This is a genomic window from Dyadobacter sp. 3J3 (genome assembly GCF_009801115.1).
GTDB lineage: Bacteria > Bacteroidota > Bacteroidia > Cytophagales > Spirosomataceae > Dyadobacter.
Genome location: NZ_VTOL01000036.1, coordinates 1 through 16,669, shown reverse-complemented (window position 1 = coordinate 16,669; position 16,669 = coordinate 1). Strand labels below are relative to the sequence as shown.

At 46.0% G+C, this 16,669-nt stretch carries 20 protein-coding genes; 17 read left to right on the top strand and 3 right to left on the bottom strand.

Annotated features, from left to right (window positions below; all coding sequences use genetic code 11):
* Nucleotides 1-102: 102 nt before the first annotated feature.
* From FZF08_RS31250 to FZF08_RS31185, 14 genes are all read left to right on the top strand, one after another.
* On the top strand, nucleotides 103-795 hold the full coding sequence (locus FZF08_RS31250; protein WP_159478780.1) for a hypothetical protein: 693 nt from the start codon (nucleotides 103-105) through the stop codon (nucleotides 793-795).
* 314 nt (nucleotides 796-1,109) lie between these two features.
* Entirely contained in the window at nucleotides 1,110-1,556 is a 447-nt protein-coding gene (locus FZF08_RS31245; protein WP_159478777.1) for a hypothetical protein, read from the top strand.
* A 99-nt stretch (nucleotides 1,557-1,655) separates the two neighbouring features.
* Nucleotides 1,656-1,985, top strand: coding sequence for a DUF4134 domain-containing protein (locus FZF08_RS31240; protein WP_159478774.1), 330 nt, complete (start codon nucleotides 1,656-1,658; stop codon nucleotides 1,983-1,985).
* A gap of 106 nt (nucleotides 1,986-2,091) precedes the next feature.
* Nucleotides 2,092-2,436, top strand: coding sequence for a DUF4133 domain-containing protein (locus FZF08_RS31235; RefSeq protein ID WP_159478771.1), 345 nt, complete (start codon nucleotides 2,092-2,094; stop codon nucleotides 2,434-2,436).
* A gap of 6 nt (nucleotides 2,437-2,442) precedes the next feature.
* Nucleotides 2,443-4,899, top strand: coding sequence for a TraG family conjugative transposon ATPase (locus FZF08_RS31230; RefSeq protein ID WP_159478768.1), 2,457 nt, complete (start codon nucleotides 2,443-2,445; stop codon nucleotides 4,897-4,899).
* On the top strand, nucleotides 4,838-5,599 hold the full coding sequence (locus FZF08_RS31225) for a conjugal transfer protein TraI (protein ID WP_229216784.1): 762 nt from the start codon (nucleotides 4,838-4,840) through the stop codon (nucleotides 5,597-5,599). Before FZF08_RS31230 ends, FZF08_RS31225 begins: the two co-directional genes overlap by 62 nt.
* A 12-nt stretch (nucleotides 5,600-5,611) precedes the next feature.
* Nucleotides 5,612-6,253, top strand: a complete 642-nt coding sequence (locus tag FZF08_RS31220) for a hypothetical protein (protein ID WP_159478765.1) — start codon at nucleotides 5,612-5,614, stop codon at nucleotides 6,251-6,253.
* A 5-nt stretch (nucleotides 6,254-6,258) separates the two neighbouring features.
* A complete protein-coding gene (locus FZF08_RS31215) occupies nucleotides 6,259-6,891 on the top strand; it encodes a TerB family tellurite resistance protein (protein WP_159478762.1) in 633 nt (210 codons plus the stop codon).
* A gap of 5 nt (nucleotides 6,892-6,896) precedes the next feature.
* Nucleotides 6,897-8,012 (top strand): conjugative transposon protein TraJ, encoded by a 1,116-nt coding sequence (gene traJ, locus FZF08_RS31210; protein ID WP_200837210.1) that lies wholly within the window; start codon nucleotides 6,897-6,899, stop codon nucleotides 8,010-8,012.
* A 17-nt stretch (nucleotides 8,013-8,029) separates the two neighbouring features.
* Entirely contained in the window at nucleotides 8,030-8,647 is a 618-nt protein-coding gene (gene traK, locus FZF08_RS31205; RefSeq protein ID WP_159478759.1) for a conjugative transposon protein TraK, read from the top strand.
* Between the two features lie 5 nt (nucleotides 8,648-8,652).
* Nucleotides 8,653-8,985, top strand: coding sequence for a hypothetical protein (locus tag FZF08_RS31200; RefSeq protein ID WP_159478756.1), 333 nt, complete (start codon nucleotides 8,653-8,655; stop codon nucleotides 8,983-8,985).
* 5 nt (nucleotides 8,986-8,990) lie between these two features.
* Entirely contained in the window at nucleotides 8,991-10,292 is a 1,302-nt protein-coding gene (gene traM / locus FZF08_RS31195) for a conjugative transposon protein TraM (RefSeq protein ID WP_159478753.1), read from the top strand.
* 38 nt (nucleotides 10,293-10,330) lie between these two features.
* On the top strand, nucleotides 10,331-11,164 hold the full coding sequence (gene traN, locus FZF08_RS31190) for a conjugative transposon protein TraN (protein ID WP_159478750.1): 834 nt from the start codon (nucleotides 10,331-10,333) through the stop codon (nucleotides 11,162-11,164).
* Nucleotides 11,165-11,188: 24 nt separating this feature from the next.
* Nucleotides 11,189-12,007 (top strand): hypothetical protein, encoded by an 819-nt coding sequence (locus tag FZF08_RS31185; RefSeq protein ID WP_159478747.1) that lies wholly within the window; start codon nucleotides 11,189-11,191, stop codon nucleotides 12,005-12,007.
* A 56-nt stretch (nucleotides 12,008-12,063) separates the two neighbouring features.
* Here FZF08_RS31185 and FZF08_RS31180 read toward each other — a convergent pair whose 3' ends face one another.
* Entirely contained in the window at nucleotides 12,064-12,360 is a 297-nt protein-coding gene (locus FZF08_RS31180; protein WP_159478744.1) for a hypothetical protein, read from the bottom strand.
* Nucleotides 12,361-12,376: 16 nt separating this feature from the next.
* Between FZF08_RS31180 and FZF08_RS31175 the strand changes: the two genes are divergently transcribed.
* From FZF08_RS31175 to FZF08_RS31165, 3 genes are all read left to right on the top strand, one after another.
* Nucleotides 12,377-12,730, top strand: coding sequence for a helix-turn-helix domain-containing protein (locus FZF08_RS31175; protein ID WP_229216783.1), 354 nt, complete (start codon nucleotides 12,377-12,379; stop codon nucleotides 12,728-12,730).
* A gap of 6 nt (nucleotides 12,731-12,736) precedes the next feature.
* A complete protein-coding gene (locus tag FZF08_RS31170) occupies nucleotides 12,737-13,015 on the top strand; it encodes a hypothetical protein (protein WP_159478741.1) in 279 nt (92 codons plus the stop codon).
* Nucleotides 13,016-13,267: 252 nt separating this feature from the next.
* Nucleotides 13,268-13,888, top strand: coding sequence for a hypothetical protein (locus FZF08_RS31165; protein ID WP_159478739.1), 621 nt, complete (start codon nucleotides 13,268-13,270; stop codon nucleotides 13,886-13,888).
* 449 nt (nucleotides 13,889-14,337) lie between these two features.
* Here FZF08_RS31165 and FZF08_RS31160 read toward each other — a convergent pair whose 3' ends face one another.
* Nucleotides 14,338-14,706: a hypothetical protein gene (locus FZF08_RS31160; protein ID WP_159478736.1), complete on the bottom strand. Its 369-nt coding sequence runs from the start codon at nucleotides 14,704-14,706 to the stop codon at nucleotides 14,338-14,340.
* A gap of 39 nt (nucleotides 14,707-14,745) precedes the next feature.
* Nucleotides 14,746-15,813: a DUF932 domain-containing protein gene (locus FZF08_RS31155; protein WP_159478733.1), complete on the bottom strand. Its 1,068-nt coding sequence runs from the start codon at nucleotides 15,811-15,813 to the stop codon at nucleotides 14,746-14,748.
* Between the last annotated feature and the right edge of the window lie 856 nt (nucleotides 15,814-16,669).

The window sequence follows — 16,669 nt, the reverse complement described above, 5'->3', positions numbered from 1 at the left end:
CTGGGGCAGCCATTCTTCAAGATCATAAGGCATAAATGTCGTTTGCCCACGGTTGGCTCCTACAAAATGTTTCATGATCTGAAGATACTCAATTATATTCAAATGTTCAAGTCCGACAGGCTCCTAGAACTTGGTTTAAAGGAAACATTAAAAGAATTATGCGATTTCAAGGTCTTTTTTAAGGGCTTCAATTTGAAATGTAAAAAATGCTCTTCCATATTTTGGTATCATATTAAGGACGTATCTGAAACTGTTGAATGCCGCGGCTGTTTAGAAGAATTTGAAATACCAATAGAGCCTAAATTTTTTTACAAGTTAAATGATTTGATTAAAAATAACATTTACCAGTCAAAAACAGACCGTGATGGAAATTTAACTGTAATTCGGACATTAGCCCTTAAATCCAAATTATCTCATAAAGCATTTGCTTACAGTCCCCAAATTAATTTATTTGACAACTACCATACAAATAAACCGATTACCGATATTGACATCTTATACCTAACAAATGGAAAACTGGCAATTGGCGAAGCAAAACATAGTAGCCCCGCTTTTTTTGAAAAAAATAGCAGTGGTTTTAATTCGGTAGATACAATTGCTGAAATTGCCAAAGAGATACGGCCTGACATTATTATTCTTTCTTGTTATTCAGACCACAACGATAAATTAGAAAAAGCAAGAAAAACTCTCACAGGAAAATTTCACAATGAAGCTTATAAACCAATAATCGAAACATTACTTTTAAAATCTCCAGATGATTGGGGTTTCAAGGGGCATCGCTATTTTTATTATTAACTGACATTTTTAAAAAGGGAATCTCTAAACTTTACTGGGGAAGCAAGCATACATCACTTTGGTTCCTCATGATACTCTATTGAGTTCGATACAACATATGTATCAAACTCAATAGAGTATCATATAAAGAAACGTCAATAAAAGGTCAATAAAAGTTTAACTTTTTTGCTACCCCTCCCCTCAGTTTACTTTGCAACATAGAATCTAACCACGGAAGCAGAAATCAAATCTCAACTTTCGGTCTGAGAATCAAGCAAAGTATCTAAACCAAAAATACCATGTACATCGATAGTCCCTGGACCACCTACGCCGCCGTGCTCAGCCCCTTGACGCTTGGCTACTATATTTTTATCGGCTACAAATTTTACCGGCAGGATCTTCGTTCCGCTTTTTCGGGCAAACAAAACCGGCCCGTCAAAAAGCCAGCAAGAACAGCACCGAGTATTTCAGTAATGCCAGAAGAACTAGATGAACAGCAGGAAGTGGAGCAGGAAGCTACCGAAGTACCCCTTCCCGATGAAGAAACCTTCCAAAATGTAATGGCGCTGACCGCGTATCTGAGAGATGCGGTCGAGGAAGCGCACGAGAAACAATACAGTAAAACGGATCTGGCAGTTCTGCTCCAGATGCTACTAAAAGACTATTCTTATTTAAAGGATACGCCCTTCCGCGTTTCGGTCAATAACCAGATCGAAGCGGAATGCGCAAAATACGGCTCCATGCTCCTGAGTGAGGATGAAATAGAGGAGTTATGGATTTAGGTTGCCATGGAGCCTGACCGGTCCCGCCCTTTGCTAGCCGGAAAGTAAAGGAAGCGGACGGTCCCTAGAAGGCATGTTCCACTTTTAAATGATGCGTGTATGAGACTGAGGAGATTGACATTTAGAAAATGGTCAAAAAAAGAGTGTGCGGCTTTATTTTCCGCAATGCTGGTCAGTGCCGCGGCCAGGGCCCAGGATGGGAGTGCCGGTATCGAACAAGCCAATGAGCTTGTGAGGGAATATTTTGAGCCGGGAACCGAGCTTATGTACGGAATCGGCGGGGTTTTGGCCCTGGTAGGCGCGATTAAGGTATTCCAAAAGTGGAATGCCGGCGACAATGATACAGGAAAAGTGGCCGCAGCGTGGTTCGGCAGCTGCATTTTCCTGGTGGTGGTAGCAACAGTTCTTGAATCGTTCTTTGATCTGTAGTGGGTTCGCAGTCTCGGCGTATAGGCCGGATCGTTTAAAGCGTTCCGGCCGGCGCTGAGTGCTCTGAATCCTTCCAAAAACGTTTAGAACATAAAGCAAAACCACCATGTCAAACAGCATTTATGAAATTAACAAGGGCATTAACCGCCCGATCGAATTTAAAGGTTTAAAGGCCCAGTACATCTGGTATCTGGGCGGCGGGATGGTGTTGGTATTTCTGTTTTATGTGATCCTGTATACAGCCAAGGTCAACACGTTTGTGACCCTTGCGCTGACAGGCATCCTTGGCGCAGGTCTTTTTACCAGCGTTTACCATCTGAGCAGCACATACGGAGAGCACGGCCTGACCAAGGCCCTTGCCAGGGGAAGAGTCCCTAAAATTATCAAAGCAAAAAGCAGGCATTCCTTTATGACAAAGCTGCCTTGTGATATCACCCACCTGAAAGCATAAAAGACTATGGAAAAGTTCTTAGATGATCTGCTTCCGATCCTGACTGTCGAGCACGACTGTATCCTCTCCAAGCAGGGTGATATCACTGTAGCCTTCAAGGTTGATCTTCCCGAGATCTTTACACTTTCAGACCAGGAGTATGAAGCCCTTCACCAGGTCTGGGTAAAAGCAATCAAGATTCTACCTTCACACACAGTCTTTCACAAGCAGGACTGGTTTATTGACCGGAAGTACGAGCCCGATTTTAGCGGCGAGGACAACAGTTTTCTAACCCGCAGCAGTGAGCGTTATTTTAACGAGCGGCCTTTTTTAGAGCACAGCTCTTATGTGCTGCTGACCAAGAAGCCTGCTGGCAGAAAATTGTCCAGCTCGCTTCTTTCCAATCTAATCCGGCCCAGCATCGTGCCGCAGCAGACAATCAGCAAGGCTCTTCTGGATGATTTTTTAGACAGTGCGAGCCAATTCAAACGGATTTTGACAGACAGTGGATTTGTCAAGATCCGCCAGCTAAGTAGCGAAGAGCTGGAAAGCCATGCGGAGAAAGTCGGCTTGATTGAAAGCTACTGTTTTTTAAGTGAAGACAACGGTGAGCCGCTGCTGAGGGATATGGAGTTTTCAGACGGCATCAAGATCGGCGATCAGTACTGCCAGCTTTTTACGCTTGGTGACGCTGCGGACCTTCCCTCGCTTGCCAGCCCGCGGATCACCTATGATAAGTATTCGACCGACCGGACCAAATTCAGCATCGGATTTGCCTGCGGGCTTGGGCAGCTGCTGCCCTGCTCGCATATTTACAACCAGTACATTTTTTTAGAGGACGATGCCAAAACGATGCGCCGGCTGGAAAGCAAAAGGCTGCGGCTGCAATCGCTTGCGAATTATTCGCGCGAAAACTCGATTGCGCTCGATTCAACCAACGCCTTTTTAAACGAAGCGGTCGCCCAGCAGCGGCAGCCGGTCAAAGCGCACTTTAATGTGCTGGCTTGGACCGATCAAAAAAGCCAGCTTAAAGAGCTAAAAAGCCAGATCACCTCTTCGCTTGCGCAGATGGATGCTGTCGCCAAGATCGAGACGGCCGGAGCTGCCCAGATCTTTTGGGCCGGGATCCCGGGCAACGCCGCGGATTTTCCGATGAACGATAGTTTTGATACGTTTCTGGAACAAGCCTGCTGTTTTCTGAACCTGGAAACCAGCTACCGGTCTTCTGTAAGCCCGGTAGGCATGCGGCTAGCTGACCGGCTGACTGGAAAACCCGTGCATGTCGATATCAGTGATGAGCCGATCTCGATGGGTATTTGCACCAACCGTAACAAGTTTATTCTGGGCCCTTCAGGAAGTGGCAAATCCTTTTTTACCAACCACATGGTAAGAAGCTACTATGAACGGGGCGCACATATCGTGCTGGTCGATGTAGGACATTCCTACAAAGGACTCTGTGATCTTGTCGGCGGTTATTATTTTTGCTACTCAGAAACAACCCCGATTTGTTTCAACCCTTTTTATATCGGAGCAGGTGACAGTCTTGACACCGAAAAAAAGGAAAGTATTAAAGCGATGCTTCTGGCGCTCTGGAAAAAAGACAGCGAAGAGTTCAAACGCTCGGAGTATGTCGCCCTTTCCAATGCGCTGAGCATGTACTACCAGATGCTTAGCGAAAAACCTTCGGTGATGGCTGGCTTTAATAGCTTTTATGAGTTTTTGACCTATGATTTCAAAATAATCTTAGAGCAGGACAGCGTCAAAGACAAGGATTTTGATTTTGCCAATTTCCTATATGTGCTGCGGCCCTATTACAAAGGAGGCGAGTACGATTACCTTTTGAATGCTAGTGAGAATCTGGATCTTTTGCAGGAGCGCTTTATTGTCTTTGAATTAGATGAGATCAAGGATCACCCCATTCTTTTTCCGGTCGTTACGATTGTGATCATGGAGGTTTTTATCTCCAAGATGCGGAAGCTCAAAGGAATCCGCAAAGTTATACTTCTCGAAGAAGCCTGGAAAGCAATTGCCCGTGAAGGGATGGCCCAGTACATAAAATATTTGTTTAAAACGGTCCGTAAGTTTTTTGGCGAAGCGATTGTAGTCACCCAGGAGGTAGAAGATATCATCAGTTCTGAGATTGTCAAGCAGGCGATCATCAATAACAGTGATTGCAAGATCCTTTTAGACCAGAGCAAATACCAAAACAAGTTTGATTCCATCCAGCAGCTGCTCGGGCTGACGGAGAAAGAGAAGGCCCTGATCCTTTCGGTCAATAAGGCCAATGATCCGCTGCGCCGCTACAAGGAGGTTTTTATTAGCCTTGGCGGGATGCTCTCCAAAGTCTACCGGGTCGAGGTGAGCCCGGCAGAATACTGGGCTTACACGACTGAGCAGACCGAGAAAATGAAAGTGATCGCGTATGCGGCCAGGTTTGGCAGCATTGAAAAAGGGATCTCAGCACTTCTCTCTGAAAAAAATTAACCAGCCAGTAACCATGAACCTGACACTTCGAAGATTTACGATGATCCTGATTTTCTGCGCGGCGATGCTTGCCCCGGTTCCTGAAACGCAGGCTGCAATCCCCTGGGCACAGATCATCAAAGAGGCCATTAAAAAGGTGGTCAAAGCGGTTGATCTTTTGATCCAAAGGCGCCAGAACAAAGTGATCAAACTGCAAAATGCGCAGAAGGCCCTTGAAAATGTCATGTCCAAGCTCAAACTCGAGCAGATTGCAGACTGGGTCAAAAAGCAAAGGGATCTATACAAGGAGTACTATGATGAGCTAAAAAAAGTGAAGGCGGTGATCTCGTATTATTTTAAAATCAAGCAGCTCGCTGAAAAGAACCTTCAGGTGGTGCAGGCCTACCAAAGAATGTGGGCGCTGCTGCAAAAGGATCCCAATTTTAAAGCCGACGAGCGGGCCTACATGAAAAAAGTGTACGAATCGATCCTGGATGAAACCGCTAAAAATGTCGAGCTGCTTTCAAGCGTAGTCAAAGCCTTTACCCTGCAAATGACAGATGCGCAGCGGCTGGCTTTGATTGACCAGGCTGCCGCCCGTGTGGACAGCAATTATAGTGAGCTGCTAAGTTTCAACCGTGAAAACAAGATGCTTAGTCTTTCCAGGGCCAAAACCCAGCAGGATATTGATGCAGTCAAATCGCTTTACGGACTTCCCTAATCAAGTTTAACTATGAAAATGCTACTACCACTTATGCTGCTGATTTCTTTTATCCCGCCCAGCCGGGCGCAGAATCTGAACGAATGGCTCAGGCAGAAAAGGACCCAGAAAAAGTATCTGCAGACCCAGATCGCCGAGCTCAAAATTTATCTGGAGCTCACAAAGAAAGGTTACAAGATTGCTAAAGAAGGACTCGCTACGATTCACAGCATTAAAAACGGGGAATTCAAACTGCATAAAAATTTCTTTGATACCCTGCTGATCGTGCATCCACTCGTCGCTGGCAGTCCCAGAGCGAAAGACATCACAGATCTGCACGGAAAAATCAATGAGATCTGTAACAAAGGGCCTACCCTGCTTGGCCAAAGCGGCCAGCTGACAAGTGCCGAGCTTTCCTATATCCGTAAAGTGTACGGTAAAGTATACGATGATTGCCAGGGAATCCTCACTGCCCTTCTTACGCTGATCAGGCACGGAAACCTGAAAATGAATGATGCCGAGCGGCTGATAAGGCTTGAAGTCCTGTACGGACAGATGCTATCAAATTTTCGTTTTGCCAGCTCTTTTCAAACCCAGTCCGCCATGCTCATCAAACAGCGGGCCGGTGAAACAAACCAAATCCAAAACAGCCGGGCGCTTCTCGGCCTAGACTAAGATCCATGAAAAAGCTATTACTTGTCCTATTACTGTTTACGCTGGCTTGCCCCGTCAAGCTACATGCACAGACCGCCGAGGTCACGCAGCTGATTTTAAATATTGAAAAGCTCAATCAGCTCAGAAAGATCTTAAAACAGCTCAAAGAGGGTTATGATATTCTTTTTAAAGGTTACACGCTGATCCGTGATCTTTCAAAAAACAACTTTAATCTGCATCAGGCTTTTTTGGATGGGCTATTGGAAGTAAGCCCTGGCGTAAAAAACTATCAACGGATCAAGGATATCATAGCCCTTCAGCTGGCACTTTTAAAAGAATACCAGGCCGCCCAGCGGCAGTTTTCCACCTCCGGGTTTTTAAATCCGGATGAGCTGGATTATCTGGAAACCATCTATGGGCGGCTGATCAAAAGAAGTGTAAAAAACCTGGATGCATTGACTGATGTTTTGACCGCTAAAAAAATGCGCATGTCCGATGATGAGCGGCTTAAAGCGGTAGACACGATTTATGAGGATATGCAGGAATCACTGGTTTTTCTGCGTCAGTTTAATGCTTCCACCAGCGTTCTGGCACTCCAACGAAAAAAAGAGCAGCAGGACATTAAAATGAGTCAAACTCTTCATGGTCAGTCAAACTAATCATTATGCAGCCTTACAAAAAACTTTTACTGGCTTGCCTTCTGTGCCTTATTTGCCCAATGGTCAGCCATGCCCAGGGACTGGCCGGGCAGATCAGCGGACTGCAAAGCGTACTGGGTGATCTGTATGATCAGATGATGCCGCTTTGCGAAAGGCTTATCAGCGTGGGCAGAGGGATCGCAGGTTTTGCCGCACTCTGGTATATCGCTGCCCGGGTCTGGCGCCATCTGGCGGCCGCTGAACCCATTGATATTTATCCGCTGCTGCGTCCTTTCGCGCTGGGTTTTGCGATCCTTATTTTCCCTAAAGTCATCGCGATGATCAACGGGATTCTTTCCCCGACCGTAGCGGCTACCGCTTCGATGGTACAGGGCTCAAACCAGGCGATCGCTGTGCTTTTAAGACAAAAACAGGATGCAGTAAAGCAGTCTGAAAGCTGGCAAATGTTTGTCGGAGATGCCGGAGGGGGCGATAAAGACAAATGGCTTAAATATACCTACGGGGAAAGCTACTCTGAAGGCCTTCTGGAAGGCCTTGGCAACGATGTCAAGTTTTATATGGCCAAAGAGTCCTATAACTTCCGAAATGCCATCAAGGCCTGGATCAGCCAGATCCTTCAAATCGTTTTTGAGTCAGCAGCCCTTTGCATCAACACGATGCGCACTTTTCATCTGATCGTGCTGGCCATCATCGGTCCGCTTGCTTTTGGGATCTCGGTCTTTGACGGGTTTCAGCATACGCTTTCTGGCTGGATTGCCCGCTACATCAACATCTATCTGTGGCTTCCGGTGGCCAATATCTTTGGGGCGATCATTGCTACGATCCAGCAGAAAATGATTGAGCTTGATATCTCGCAGATCAAAAGCCAGGGCGATACCGTGTTCGGCGCCCACGACAGCGCTTACCTTATTTTTCTGATCATTGGAATCGTGGGCTACTTCTCGGTGCCTTCGGTGGCAGGCTATATCATCCATGCAGGCGGTGGTAATGCGCTTACCCATAAAGTGTCCAGTCTTTTTGCATCCACGTTGACCACGGTCGTGAGCACGGCCGCGGCGGCAGGCCGGGGATTTGGCAGCATCGCCAAAAGGGCGGTGCCGGATAGAAAAACAAAATCCTGATCTAAACAATACAGTCTATGTTTAAAATAGCCAAAAATATTGATACCGCATTTCGTCAAATCCGAAGCTTTTCGCTGATTGTCAGTCTTGGCTGTATCGCGCTGTGCGGCTTTACTTTCTACCGCTCGGCGGTGATGGTCGAGAGCGCGCAAAGCAGGGTTTACATCCTGGAAAGCGGAAAGATCCTGGAAGCCTTCTCTTCCCAAAGAAAAGATAATGTGCCAGTTGAAGCACGTGACCATGTCAGCAGTTTTCACTGGTATTTCTTTTCACTTGAACCCGATGACAAGCTTATCCAGGCCAATGTGGTCAAAGCGCTTTATCTGGCAGACGGCTCGGCGAAAAAACAATATGATAATCTGAGTGAAGCAGGCTTTTACAACAGCATTATTTCATCAAATATCAGCCAGAGTATCAGCCGCGACAGCATCAGGATCGATACGCGCGCCTACCCCTATTATTTTAAATACTACGGGGTGCAGACCATCACCCGCGCGACAAGTGTCGTCTCGCGGAGCCTTATCACCGAAGGGTATCTGAGAAACACCTTGCGCAGCGATAACAACCCACACGGTTTTCTAATCGAGCAGTGGCGCACCCTGGAAAACAAAGATCTTACCATCCGTAACCGATAAAGGCTATGTTCTACGATTTTAACCGGCACAAAAGACTGGCGGCGCCAGTCGAAAAGCCGTCTGAAAACCCTGCGCTCGGCGCCATCCTTAAAAAACATTTAGCCAGGATTCCGGAGAAAGTCAAAATGCCGGTACTGATCCTTCTGATCAGCCTGACAGGCCTTGGCTTTCTGAGACTCACCATGGAAGGGATAACAGGCGCAGGCTTCTCACAATTTACTTCTGCTAATAACACAAAATTTTACCGGCCCAGCCTCCAGGCCATTGAAGTGTATCTGGATAGTCTGGAGAGCGCATATATCCAGGATAGTCTTTCACAGTTTTCACTAAAACCATAACAACCATGCAGAATCAACCAAACTCCGAGCACTTTTTAAAACAGCGCCGCTTTTACACTTTTTTGCCGCTTGTCCTGCTGCCCTTTATCACCATCTTTTACGTGGTAATCGTCTCAAAGATCAATAAAAACCAGCAGCAACCTCTGGCCGAGCGGCAAGGATTAAACACGGCGCTACCCGATGCGATCATCAATCAGGACAAGCTCATCAATAAACTCAGCTACTATGAGAAGGCGGCCCAGGATTCCGCCCGGCGCGCCCAGCTTTTAAAAAAGGATCCTTATTTTCAGGACAGCCTGGCCGCTGCGTCCTTAGATACTGGCAGCGTCTCGCTTTTAGTACAAACACCTTCCCGTTTGGTTGGTGCCAAAAAGAAAGCCCATTCAGATGCCAAGCCCGCCCAGGTGTATCAGAAACTTGAAGCGTTAAATGCTGCGCTGAGTAGAGCCTCTGAGCCCTCCTTTGAAGCTGGCAGAAAAGATAGTGAAATCTTGGAGGATCAAGCCCATGCGCAGCTCGAAAAACAGCTGCAAACAATCCTTGCCCAGGCGTCAGAGCAGGATTCACAGGGACCTGAAAGTGATCCCGAGCTGGCGGCCCTGAGTGGCATGCTCGATAAAATCATCCAGATCCAAAACCCCGAGCTGGCAAAAAAGGCCAGTCTTCCAGATTCTGAAAGCCAGAATATCAGCAGTGTTATCCTGGCTTCGAGCCCGCTCGATCCTAGTCTTCTGCAAACGCAGTCCGAAGCGGATTCCATGCTTGTCAACCCTATACAGCCCGTAGAGAATGGCTTTTTCTCACTGGACGAGCCTGTAAGCAGCGCCGAGCAAAAAGCGATTGAAGCGGTCATTGACAAAAACCCAAAGCTTGTCTCGGGCTCGACCGTTAAGCTCAAACTCAGCAGTGATATTTTCATCCAGGGCCAGCTGGTTCCAAAAGGAAGTTTTCTTTTCGGGACGGCGGCACTTAGCGGCGAGCGTCTGAATATTCAGATCCAGTCTGTGCGGCATCAAAATTCACTTTACGGGGTCAGCCTGGTTGTTTACGATCTGGACGGACAGCCGGGCATCTACATTCCGGGCGCGATCACCCGCGATGTGGCCAAACAGTCAGCCGCTCAGGCTTCGAGTGGAATCAGTGTCGGTTCCCTGGATAACTCGCTGGGCGCCCAGGCGGCGGATGCTGCAATCCAGGCAAGCAAAACCCTTTTGAGCCGCAAAGCCAAGTTGCAGCAGGTTACCATCCGGGAAGGCTACAAGGTGCTGCTCTACGATAAAAAAGCGCAGGGCATCGTGTCCCGGTGAGCTTGTCAAAATAACATTCACCAACTCATTTCTTAATCATGAAAGCTTTATCAAACATAGCAGCTGCAATCATTCTCCTTATTCTCATCTCTGGTTCAGCATCGTTCGCCCAGGATGGCGAGCTTTACGGAATCAGTCCCTATCCGCTGGAAATCACGGACCAGAAAACGACCAATATTATTTTCCCCTACGATATTGTCAGTGTCGACAAAGGCAGCCGGTGGATCCTGGCGCAAAAAGCCAAAGGGCTCAGTAACATTTTGCAGCTGAAAGCCTCGGCAGCCGGCTTTGCGCAGTCCAACCTGACTGTTGTCACCCGCGATGGAAAACTGTATAGTTTTCTGGTCGATTACAGCCCCGAGCCCCTGCAATTAAACATTGGCTTCTCTGCTTCTCAAACAAATAATCAGGGGGCGATCTTAAAAGATTCGTATAACCAGGCGCAGATCCAGGCCGATGCAGCCAGCATCAGCACACTTCCCACAGGCCTGCACGGTATTTCTGATAAATCCGGTCAGCTCAAAATGCAGCTTTTGGGAATTTACATCCATGATCATATTATGTACTACAAGCTCCGACTGATCAACAAATCACCGATTCCTTACGATATCGAAAGCATCCGCTTTTTTGTCGGCGATAGCAAACAGGCCAAACGCGGTGCTGTTCAGCAGCTCGAAATCCAGCCTGTACAAATCTACAATGATTCTACCCGCATTGAGCCCGGCAGCGCGGTAGTAAAAGTGTATGCTCTTGCTAAAATGACGCTGGAGGGCACTCAGAAGCTCCATATCAAAATGAGCGAGCAAAACGGCGGCAGGCATCCACACCTGCAGATCAGCAGCAAGACGCTTTTAAAAGCCAGTTCAATTTAATTATTCATTTTAAATCCTAAAATTATGAATCAGAAAAATTTTGAATACCTCAAAGACCAGGTCAAATACTCCGGGTTTGGCGATTCCCTTGAAAATGATCTAAAAGCCAACCTTCAAAAGCAGTCGCCCGAATTCAGCTTGCAGCACCAGGCGACCTTTGGCAAAGACCAGGTTAATTCCGAGCTGCATTTTAAGCGGTCTACCCAAAGTGATCTGTATTTTCTAAACAGCTATGATGCCGAGCTCAAAAAAGAAAACCAGAAAGAGGCGCTCAAACAAACTTTTTATCTCAATAAGCAGGGAGGTAATGTGACGCTTAAGGAAGCGTATAATCTGATGGACGGAAGAGCTGTCAATAAGGATCTGACCAATAAAGAAGGCCAGGTTTACAACGCCTGGATGCAGATGGATTTTAAGCAGACCGAAAACAACGGCAATTTCAAAATCAAACAGTTTCATCAGAAATACGGCTTTGAGCTCGATAAAGCGGTGGAAAAGCTTCCGATCAAAGAGCTAAATGTTGAATTTGACAAACAGAGGCTAATGGAATCACTTCAAAAGGGAAACCGCCAGGTGGTCACCTTTGAAAAGGATGGTGTAGAAAAAAAACATTTTATCCAGGCCGCTCCGCAGTTTAAATCCATTACCGTTTTCGATGAAAACATGAAAAGGGTTTCGAACCAGAAGGAAAAATCAGAAAGCCAGCAGCAGTCAGCCAACAAGGAACAGTCCGTCAAAAAGGACGATCAAAAACAGGCGCTCATCCCGCAGGGAGAAAACGCTGAGAAAAGCCCCTCAAAGGGTAAAAAGGCTGCACAAAGCAAAGGAATGTCGGTAAGTTAATCAACAAAAGACAGGGGAAAATCTGCAAGGATTTTCTCCCTGCTTTTCAATCTTAATCATGCAACAGAACCATGGAAGCTATAAGTTTTGTCAATCAGTTTTTTACAGCGATCCGGCGCGATCCCTGCATCAGCACGACCCATATCAGCATTTATATGGCTTTGGTCCATTACGGCAAAGACCAACCCGCGGCGGCTCCAATCTATGTCTACAGCCAGCAGATTATTGATATCTGCAAGCTTTCCAGCCGCAGCACCTACTACCGCTGTATGCATGATCTGCATGCTTTTGGATATTTGCAGTACAGTCCCGTTTTTAAACGCAATAAACCCAGCCAGGTCCTGCTTCTGCAAAAATAGAGCAGAACTTTTGAAAGTAAATTCCTTTCATGTATCACAAATGGCAGTATCAATCCGGATTGACTCGGCAAGACTGCTTAAACTTTACTTTATAATGGAAATAGAACTGATCACCAAAGAGGATCTTCGGCAGCTGCGGGTGCAGCTGCTCGAGGACATCAAACAGCATTTCGCTAGCCAAAGTGCTCAGAAGACACAGTGGCTAAAAAGTGCCCAGGTCAGAGCGATGCTAAGTATCTCGCCTGGTACGCTGCAAACCCTGCGCGTAAAGGGTACGCTGAAACATACCAAGATCGGAGGATCCTTTTATTATTCGCATGAGGACATCCAGACCCTTCTTAAATCCGGACACCAATTAATTTAAAGAAACATGGAAAATATTAGTATTCAATTTCAAACGCGCATCATGCTCGATAAAAGATTAAGCATCTGGCATATCGGCACCTATTTGGCCCTGTTGCACCTGTTGCGCCAAAATCAGGGTATCAATCCTGTCACCATTTCCAGAAAAATCGTCATGCCGCTCGCGCGCATTAAAAGCGTGCCGACCTACCATAAATATATTCAGGATCTGGTAACCTTTGGCTATATCCACTATCATCCTTCCTTTCATCCAAAACAGGCAAGTAAAGTCTTTATTATTCCGTAGTTTTTCCCGTATTTTATCACTGCCGGTCGTTATTTCTTATTTGGCAAGCGCTTGCCAGATAATGACCAAAATCATCAGCCTATATCCTACCCCGTTACTGATCAGACCGCCTGATCAGAGAGGAAAGGTATGTCCATAGCTTAGCAAAAGCTGCTCTTGGACTTTCAATAGAAGTTTCAATGGATCGATTGAGCTATGGATCGATTGACAAGGTTTAATTTTTTATCTGTATCCGATTAAAAGTTTCTGACCATGATCCCGAAATTCCAGCAAAAATCAAGGGCCCTGCGCCCGGACCCAAATTTGTCCCTTTTTAAATTTAAACTCAGCTGGGTCAATCCTGATAAGCCCGCAGAATCAAAAATCCAGACCTGGTATAGCTACGATTACAGTTCCGAGCGGCTAGCCTTTCCGCATGGACTTGACAAAGAGCTTCGCAGCGAGTGGAAACAGCTTTTAGTGCTTTGCTACAAACACCCAGAACTCTACGATTTTGTCAAGTGGCTGCGGCCCTTCAAGCAGGGGCAGTGCCTGGATCTTTACCTTCCCAACTGGCCTGAGCTGACAGCCATGATACCCGGACTCGAAAGCAGATACGGCTGGCAGCTTCTGGAATCCTACGGGCAAAGCTGCGGCTTTAAAAATTTAAGCTTTCAAACCATCAGCAGATCCTACCCAAGGCAGCCCGGACATAGTCCGGGCCGGGTGGATTACAAACAGTTTTATGGCTTTGGTTATTTTCACCGTAATAATTTTATTGTCAACAGCCTTGCCAGTGGCAAGCTATTGAAGGTGGATATTTACGATAATCTGATGTACCACAGTGAAAACTTTCTGCATAGCCTGCCAGGCGCGCAAACCGCAAACAGATAAAGCTTTCGAAATATGAAAGTTTCAGCGGGTACATTTTATCTAACCACGCATTGCCTTTTTAGTATGCCTTTTTTAAATTATAACGATCCGCCAGGTATACAGGCCGTTTGATGGATCACAAGCATAGAAACCAGAGCACGGAGCCCAGTATCAGCACAAAGCTGAGCATCAGCAGAAGGCGTTCTGTAAAAAGTATGAGTAGCGCCGAAAAGTAACTTTTAAACTCCTGGTTTGCACAGGGTCCTTTTCTGTTAAAGCGTCGTTGCGCTACCCAGAAACGCAGCGCAAAACCAATAAAAAGACTGAAAACACACAGCAGATCGCTCTGTGAAGGATTTCCCAAAAGTATCATAATGAATCAGTGTTTAGCCGTAGTATGGCGACTGCCACAACTACATGTGCAAATGATAAAAAAGACAGTGTAGCATTATAGCGGGCTGGAGCTCCTGCTACATAAAAAGAAGACGGACCGCGATACTGAACCGTGAACCAGTTGGTTTGAATTCTTTCACGTATTCACTCAGAAGCTGACCGCTGTAACAAGCTTTGTAGCCTTCAAAAAGTGAAACGAAAAGCTTTCTGGCATCTTTGCGCTGGTATCGGTGCAACTGGTTATTGACCTGTTTGGCCAGGGCCAGCCACCTTTCAAAACCAAACAGCCGCAGCTTGCACTGCTTTTGAAAAGTCTGAGGATCTGCTAGATGCTCCTGGGACCTGCTGGCCATAAATCCGAGTAATGCCGGGATTTCGGCCTCAAAAAGCTGGCAAAGTATGGCAGCGCGCCTGGTGTTGGATAAATCGGGATATCTATTCATCATTAAGATTTTTAGGGGGAGGCTCTGGTGCCTCCCCATTTGCTAGTTTAATTGAAACAGGCCGTTTCCATTCTCTGCAAATCCTTCGCAGAGCTCAAAGGCGCGCTGTCCCCTGAGCTGCGCTGTGCCGCCTAGCAGTACTGATTTTACTTTCGCCTCATCATCGTTGTACTTTCTAATATTTTGAAAATAACCCGTTACACTGTTATAAGCTCCAAATACAGTACCTGCTGTAGTAACCAGGTTTTGGGTCGGATCACCTAACGCGTACTCGTAAACGCTGTCGACCATATTCAGATATTGGGAAGACAAAAGATCTATTTTACCATCCCGCAGGTTTCCCAGCGTTTCGTTGTTTGGAGCCATGGCGATCTGAATAAAACGTTTCAGGTCTTTGTCTGCAATTTTAACTTTCGCCCACCGGTTAAAAAGCTCCTGTTTCTGCTCGGCGACCTTCGTAGCAAGTCCCATGATTTTATGTGCCTGCAAAAGTCTTTCTTTGGCATTCGAAGTATGACGGATCCTGACCGCATTGGCAAGGTTACCCATTGCAGCGTTTAGCGTATTTTGACACACGACACGCACCGGTGTAAAAGCTGCCGTGATACTTCCTGAACCATCGTGTGAATTGGTCAGAAAAATGTATTTTTCAATCAGATCGTCTGCTCCCACCCGGATATATCCGGGAAGTTTTGCGGTGATAAAAATTCTTTCCCCGTGTCCAAGCCCGCCAGCTGTTTCATAAATGATCTGGTTTTGGCTCGCAATCGAATCAAAGAAAGAAAAGGCATCTCTGTTTTGTACAATGTGATAATCCTTACCTACCACGCCAAGGGGCTGCATCGTGTCAGTTCTTACCGTAGCATAATAAGACGGTACAATCATCTCTTTAAAGGGTGTATTGTCCTCTACATCCGCCAGAGGCACATCAACCGGAAAGGTCTTTAACCGCGTTTTTACTACCTCATAGTTCAGCCCGCTAAGCTCGATGGCCTGAGCGCTGCTTGGCGCATCCTGCACAATCTGGCCAAGACCATGCCATGCTTTTTGTTTTAAAGAAAAAAAACTGTGACTGTTTGTCTGCTCGTTGAAATGAATGTTGTGAGACATAATTAAAAAGATTGAAGTGAATGAAAAAATTTAGATTTCATTTTCTCTTTTCCACGTGTCTGTATTATCAAAAACAACATTGTTTTTCCCCAAAGAAAAAAACAAGAAGAAAAGAAAGCGCTCTGAAAGCGGCCTGTTTGCAAGGCCAAAAGGAAACGGAATAAGTGCCCCTGGGCTGACGGGCTAACCAGGTATTACAGACCAGTTCATTGCCCGTCGTTATGCCGAACGCTTTTGGCACACTTTGAAAAGTCTTCAACGGTAGGCCGCTATTTTTGCTATTCTTTTTGACTTGTTATTTGGGGGAAAACATTTCAGCAATCTTTACATGCCTTATTTTTGAGCTATCTTTCAATTAGGATGAGAATGGCGCATATTAGCAGCAATAGCTTGAAGTAAGATAAAAATAAACAAATCCAGCGCGGGTTAAAACCAGGCCGCGATTCCAAGTGCTGATGCATCACAAGCAAGTCCACTGGCTTTCATGAAAAGTGGTATGGAGGCCAAAGTCAATCGTTACGTTATCTGCTATGGTTTTAATTATCAAAGCTCTGAGAATGCAATACCGGGGTAAAACCTTTTGACAAAAAAAATAAGAAGTGCCGCCACTAAAAAACAACAGCACCAAAGAATACTAGTAAGCTAGGAATAATTATTTCGTGAGTATGGCGTTGAAAGTGAGCCACCTTCGGAGCTCCAAACTGAGCCACTTTGTAGAGATATAATTAGTAACCTGAGTTCGATTAATAATTGGCAGGAAAAATAGAGTTTAAAATTGGTAAGATTCTACATTCTTTGTATATTTAAGTATCTCACATTCAAATATATAACAGAAATAATCATGAATCTTACCAAG

Bases quoted from the DNA above. Each gene is read 5' to 3' on its own strand.
- FZF08_RS31250 (WP_159478780.1), top strand. From the start codon at position 103: ATGTTCAAGTCCGACAGGCTCCTAGAACTTGGTTTAAAGGAAACATTA.
- FZF08_RS31240 (WP_159478774.1), top strand. From the start codon at position 1,656: ATGAGACTGAGGAGATTGACATTTAGAAAATGGTCAAAAAAAGAGTGT.
- FZF08_RS31235 (WP_159478771.1), top strand. From the start codon at position 2,092: ATGTCAAACAGCATTTATGAAATTAACAAGGGCATTAACCGCCCGATC.
- FZF08_RS31230 (WP_159478768.1), top strand. From the start codon at position 2,443: ATGGAAAAGTTCTTAGATGATCTGCTTCCGATCCTGACTGTCGAGCAC.
- FZF08_RS31225 (WP_229216784.1), top strand. From the start codon at position 4,838: ATGCGGCCAGGTTTGGCAGCATTGAAAAAGGGATCTCAGCACTTCTCT.
- FZF08_RS31220 (WP_159478765.1), top strand. From the start codon at position 5,612: ATGAAAATGCTACTACCACTTATGCTGCTGATTTCTTTTATCCCGCCC.
- FZF08_RS31215 (WP_159478762.1), top strand. From the start codon at position 6,259: ATGAAAAAGCTATTACTTGTCCTATTACTGTTTACGCTGGCTTGCCCC.
- traJ (WP_200837210.1), top strand. From the start codon at position 6,897: ATGCAGCCTTACAAAAAACTTTTACTGGCTTGCCTTCTGTGCCTTATT.
- traK (WP_159478759.1), top strand. From the start codon at position 8,030: ATGTTTAAAATAGCCAAAAATATTGATACCGCATTTCGTCAAATCCGA.
- FZF08_RS31200 (WP_159478756.1), top strand. From the start codon at position 8,653: ATGTTCTACGATTTTAACCGGCACAAAAGACTGGCGGCGCCAGTCGAA.
- traM (WP_159478753.1), top strand. From the start codon at position 8,991: ATGCAGAATCAACCAAACTCCGAGCACTTTTTAAAACAGCGCCGCTTT.
- traN (WP_159478750.1), top strand. From the start codon at position 10,331: ATGAAAGCTTTATCAAACATAGCAGCTGCAATCATTCTCCTTATTCTC.
- FZF08_RS31185 (WP_159478747.1), top strand. From the start codon at position 11,189: ATGAATCAGAAAAATTTTGAATACCTCAAAGACCAGGTCAAATACTCC.
- FZF08_RS31170 (WP_159478741.1), top strand. From the start codon at position 12,737: ATGGAAAATATTAGTATTCAATTTCAAACGCGCATCATGCTCGATAAA.
- FZF08_RS31165 (WP_159478739.1), top strand. From the start codon at position 13,268: ATGATCCCGAAATTCCAGCAAAAATCAAGGGCCCTGCGCCCGGACCCA.
- FZF08_RS31160 (WP_159478736.1), bottom strand. From the start codon at position 14,706: ATGATGAATAGATATCCCGATTTATCCAACACCAGGCGCGCTGCCATA.
- FZF08_RS31155 (WP_159478733.1), bottom strand. From the start codon at position 15,813: ATGTCTCACAACATTCATTTCAACGAGCAGACAAACAGTCACAGTTTT.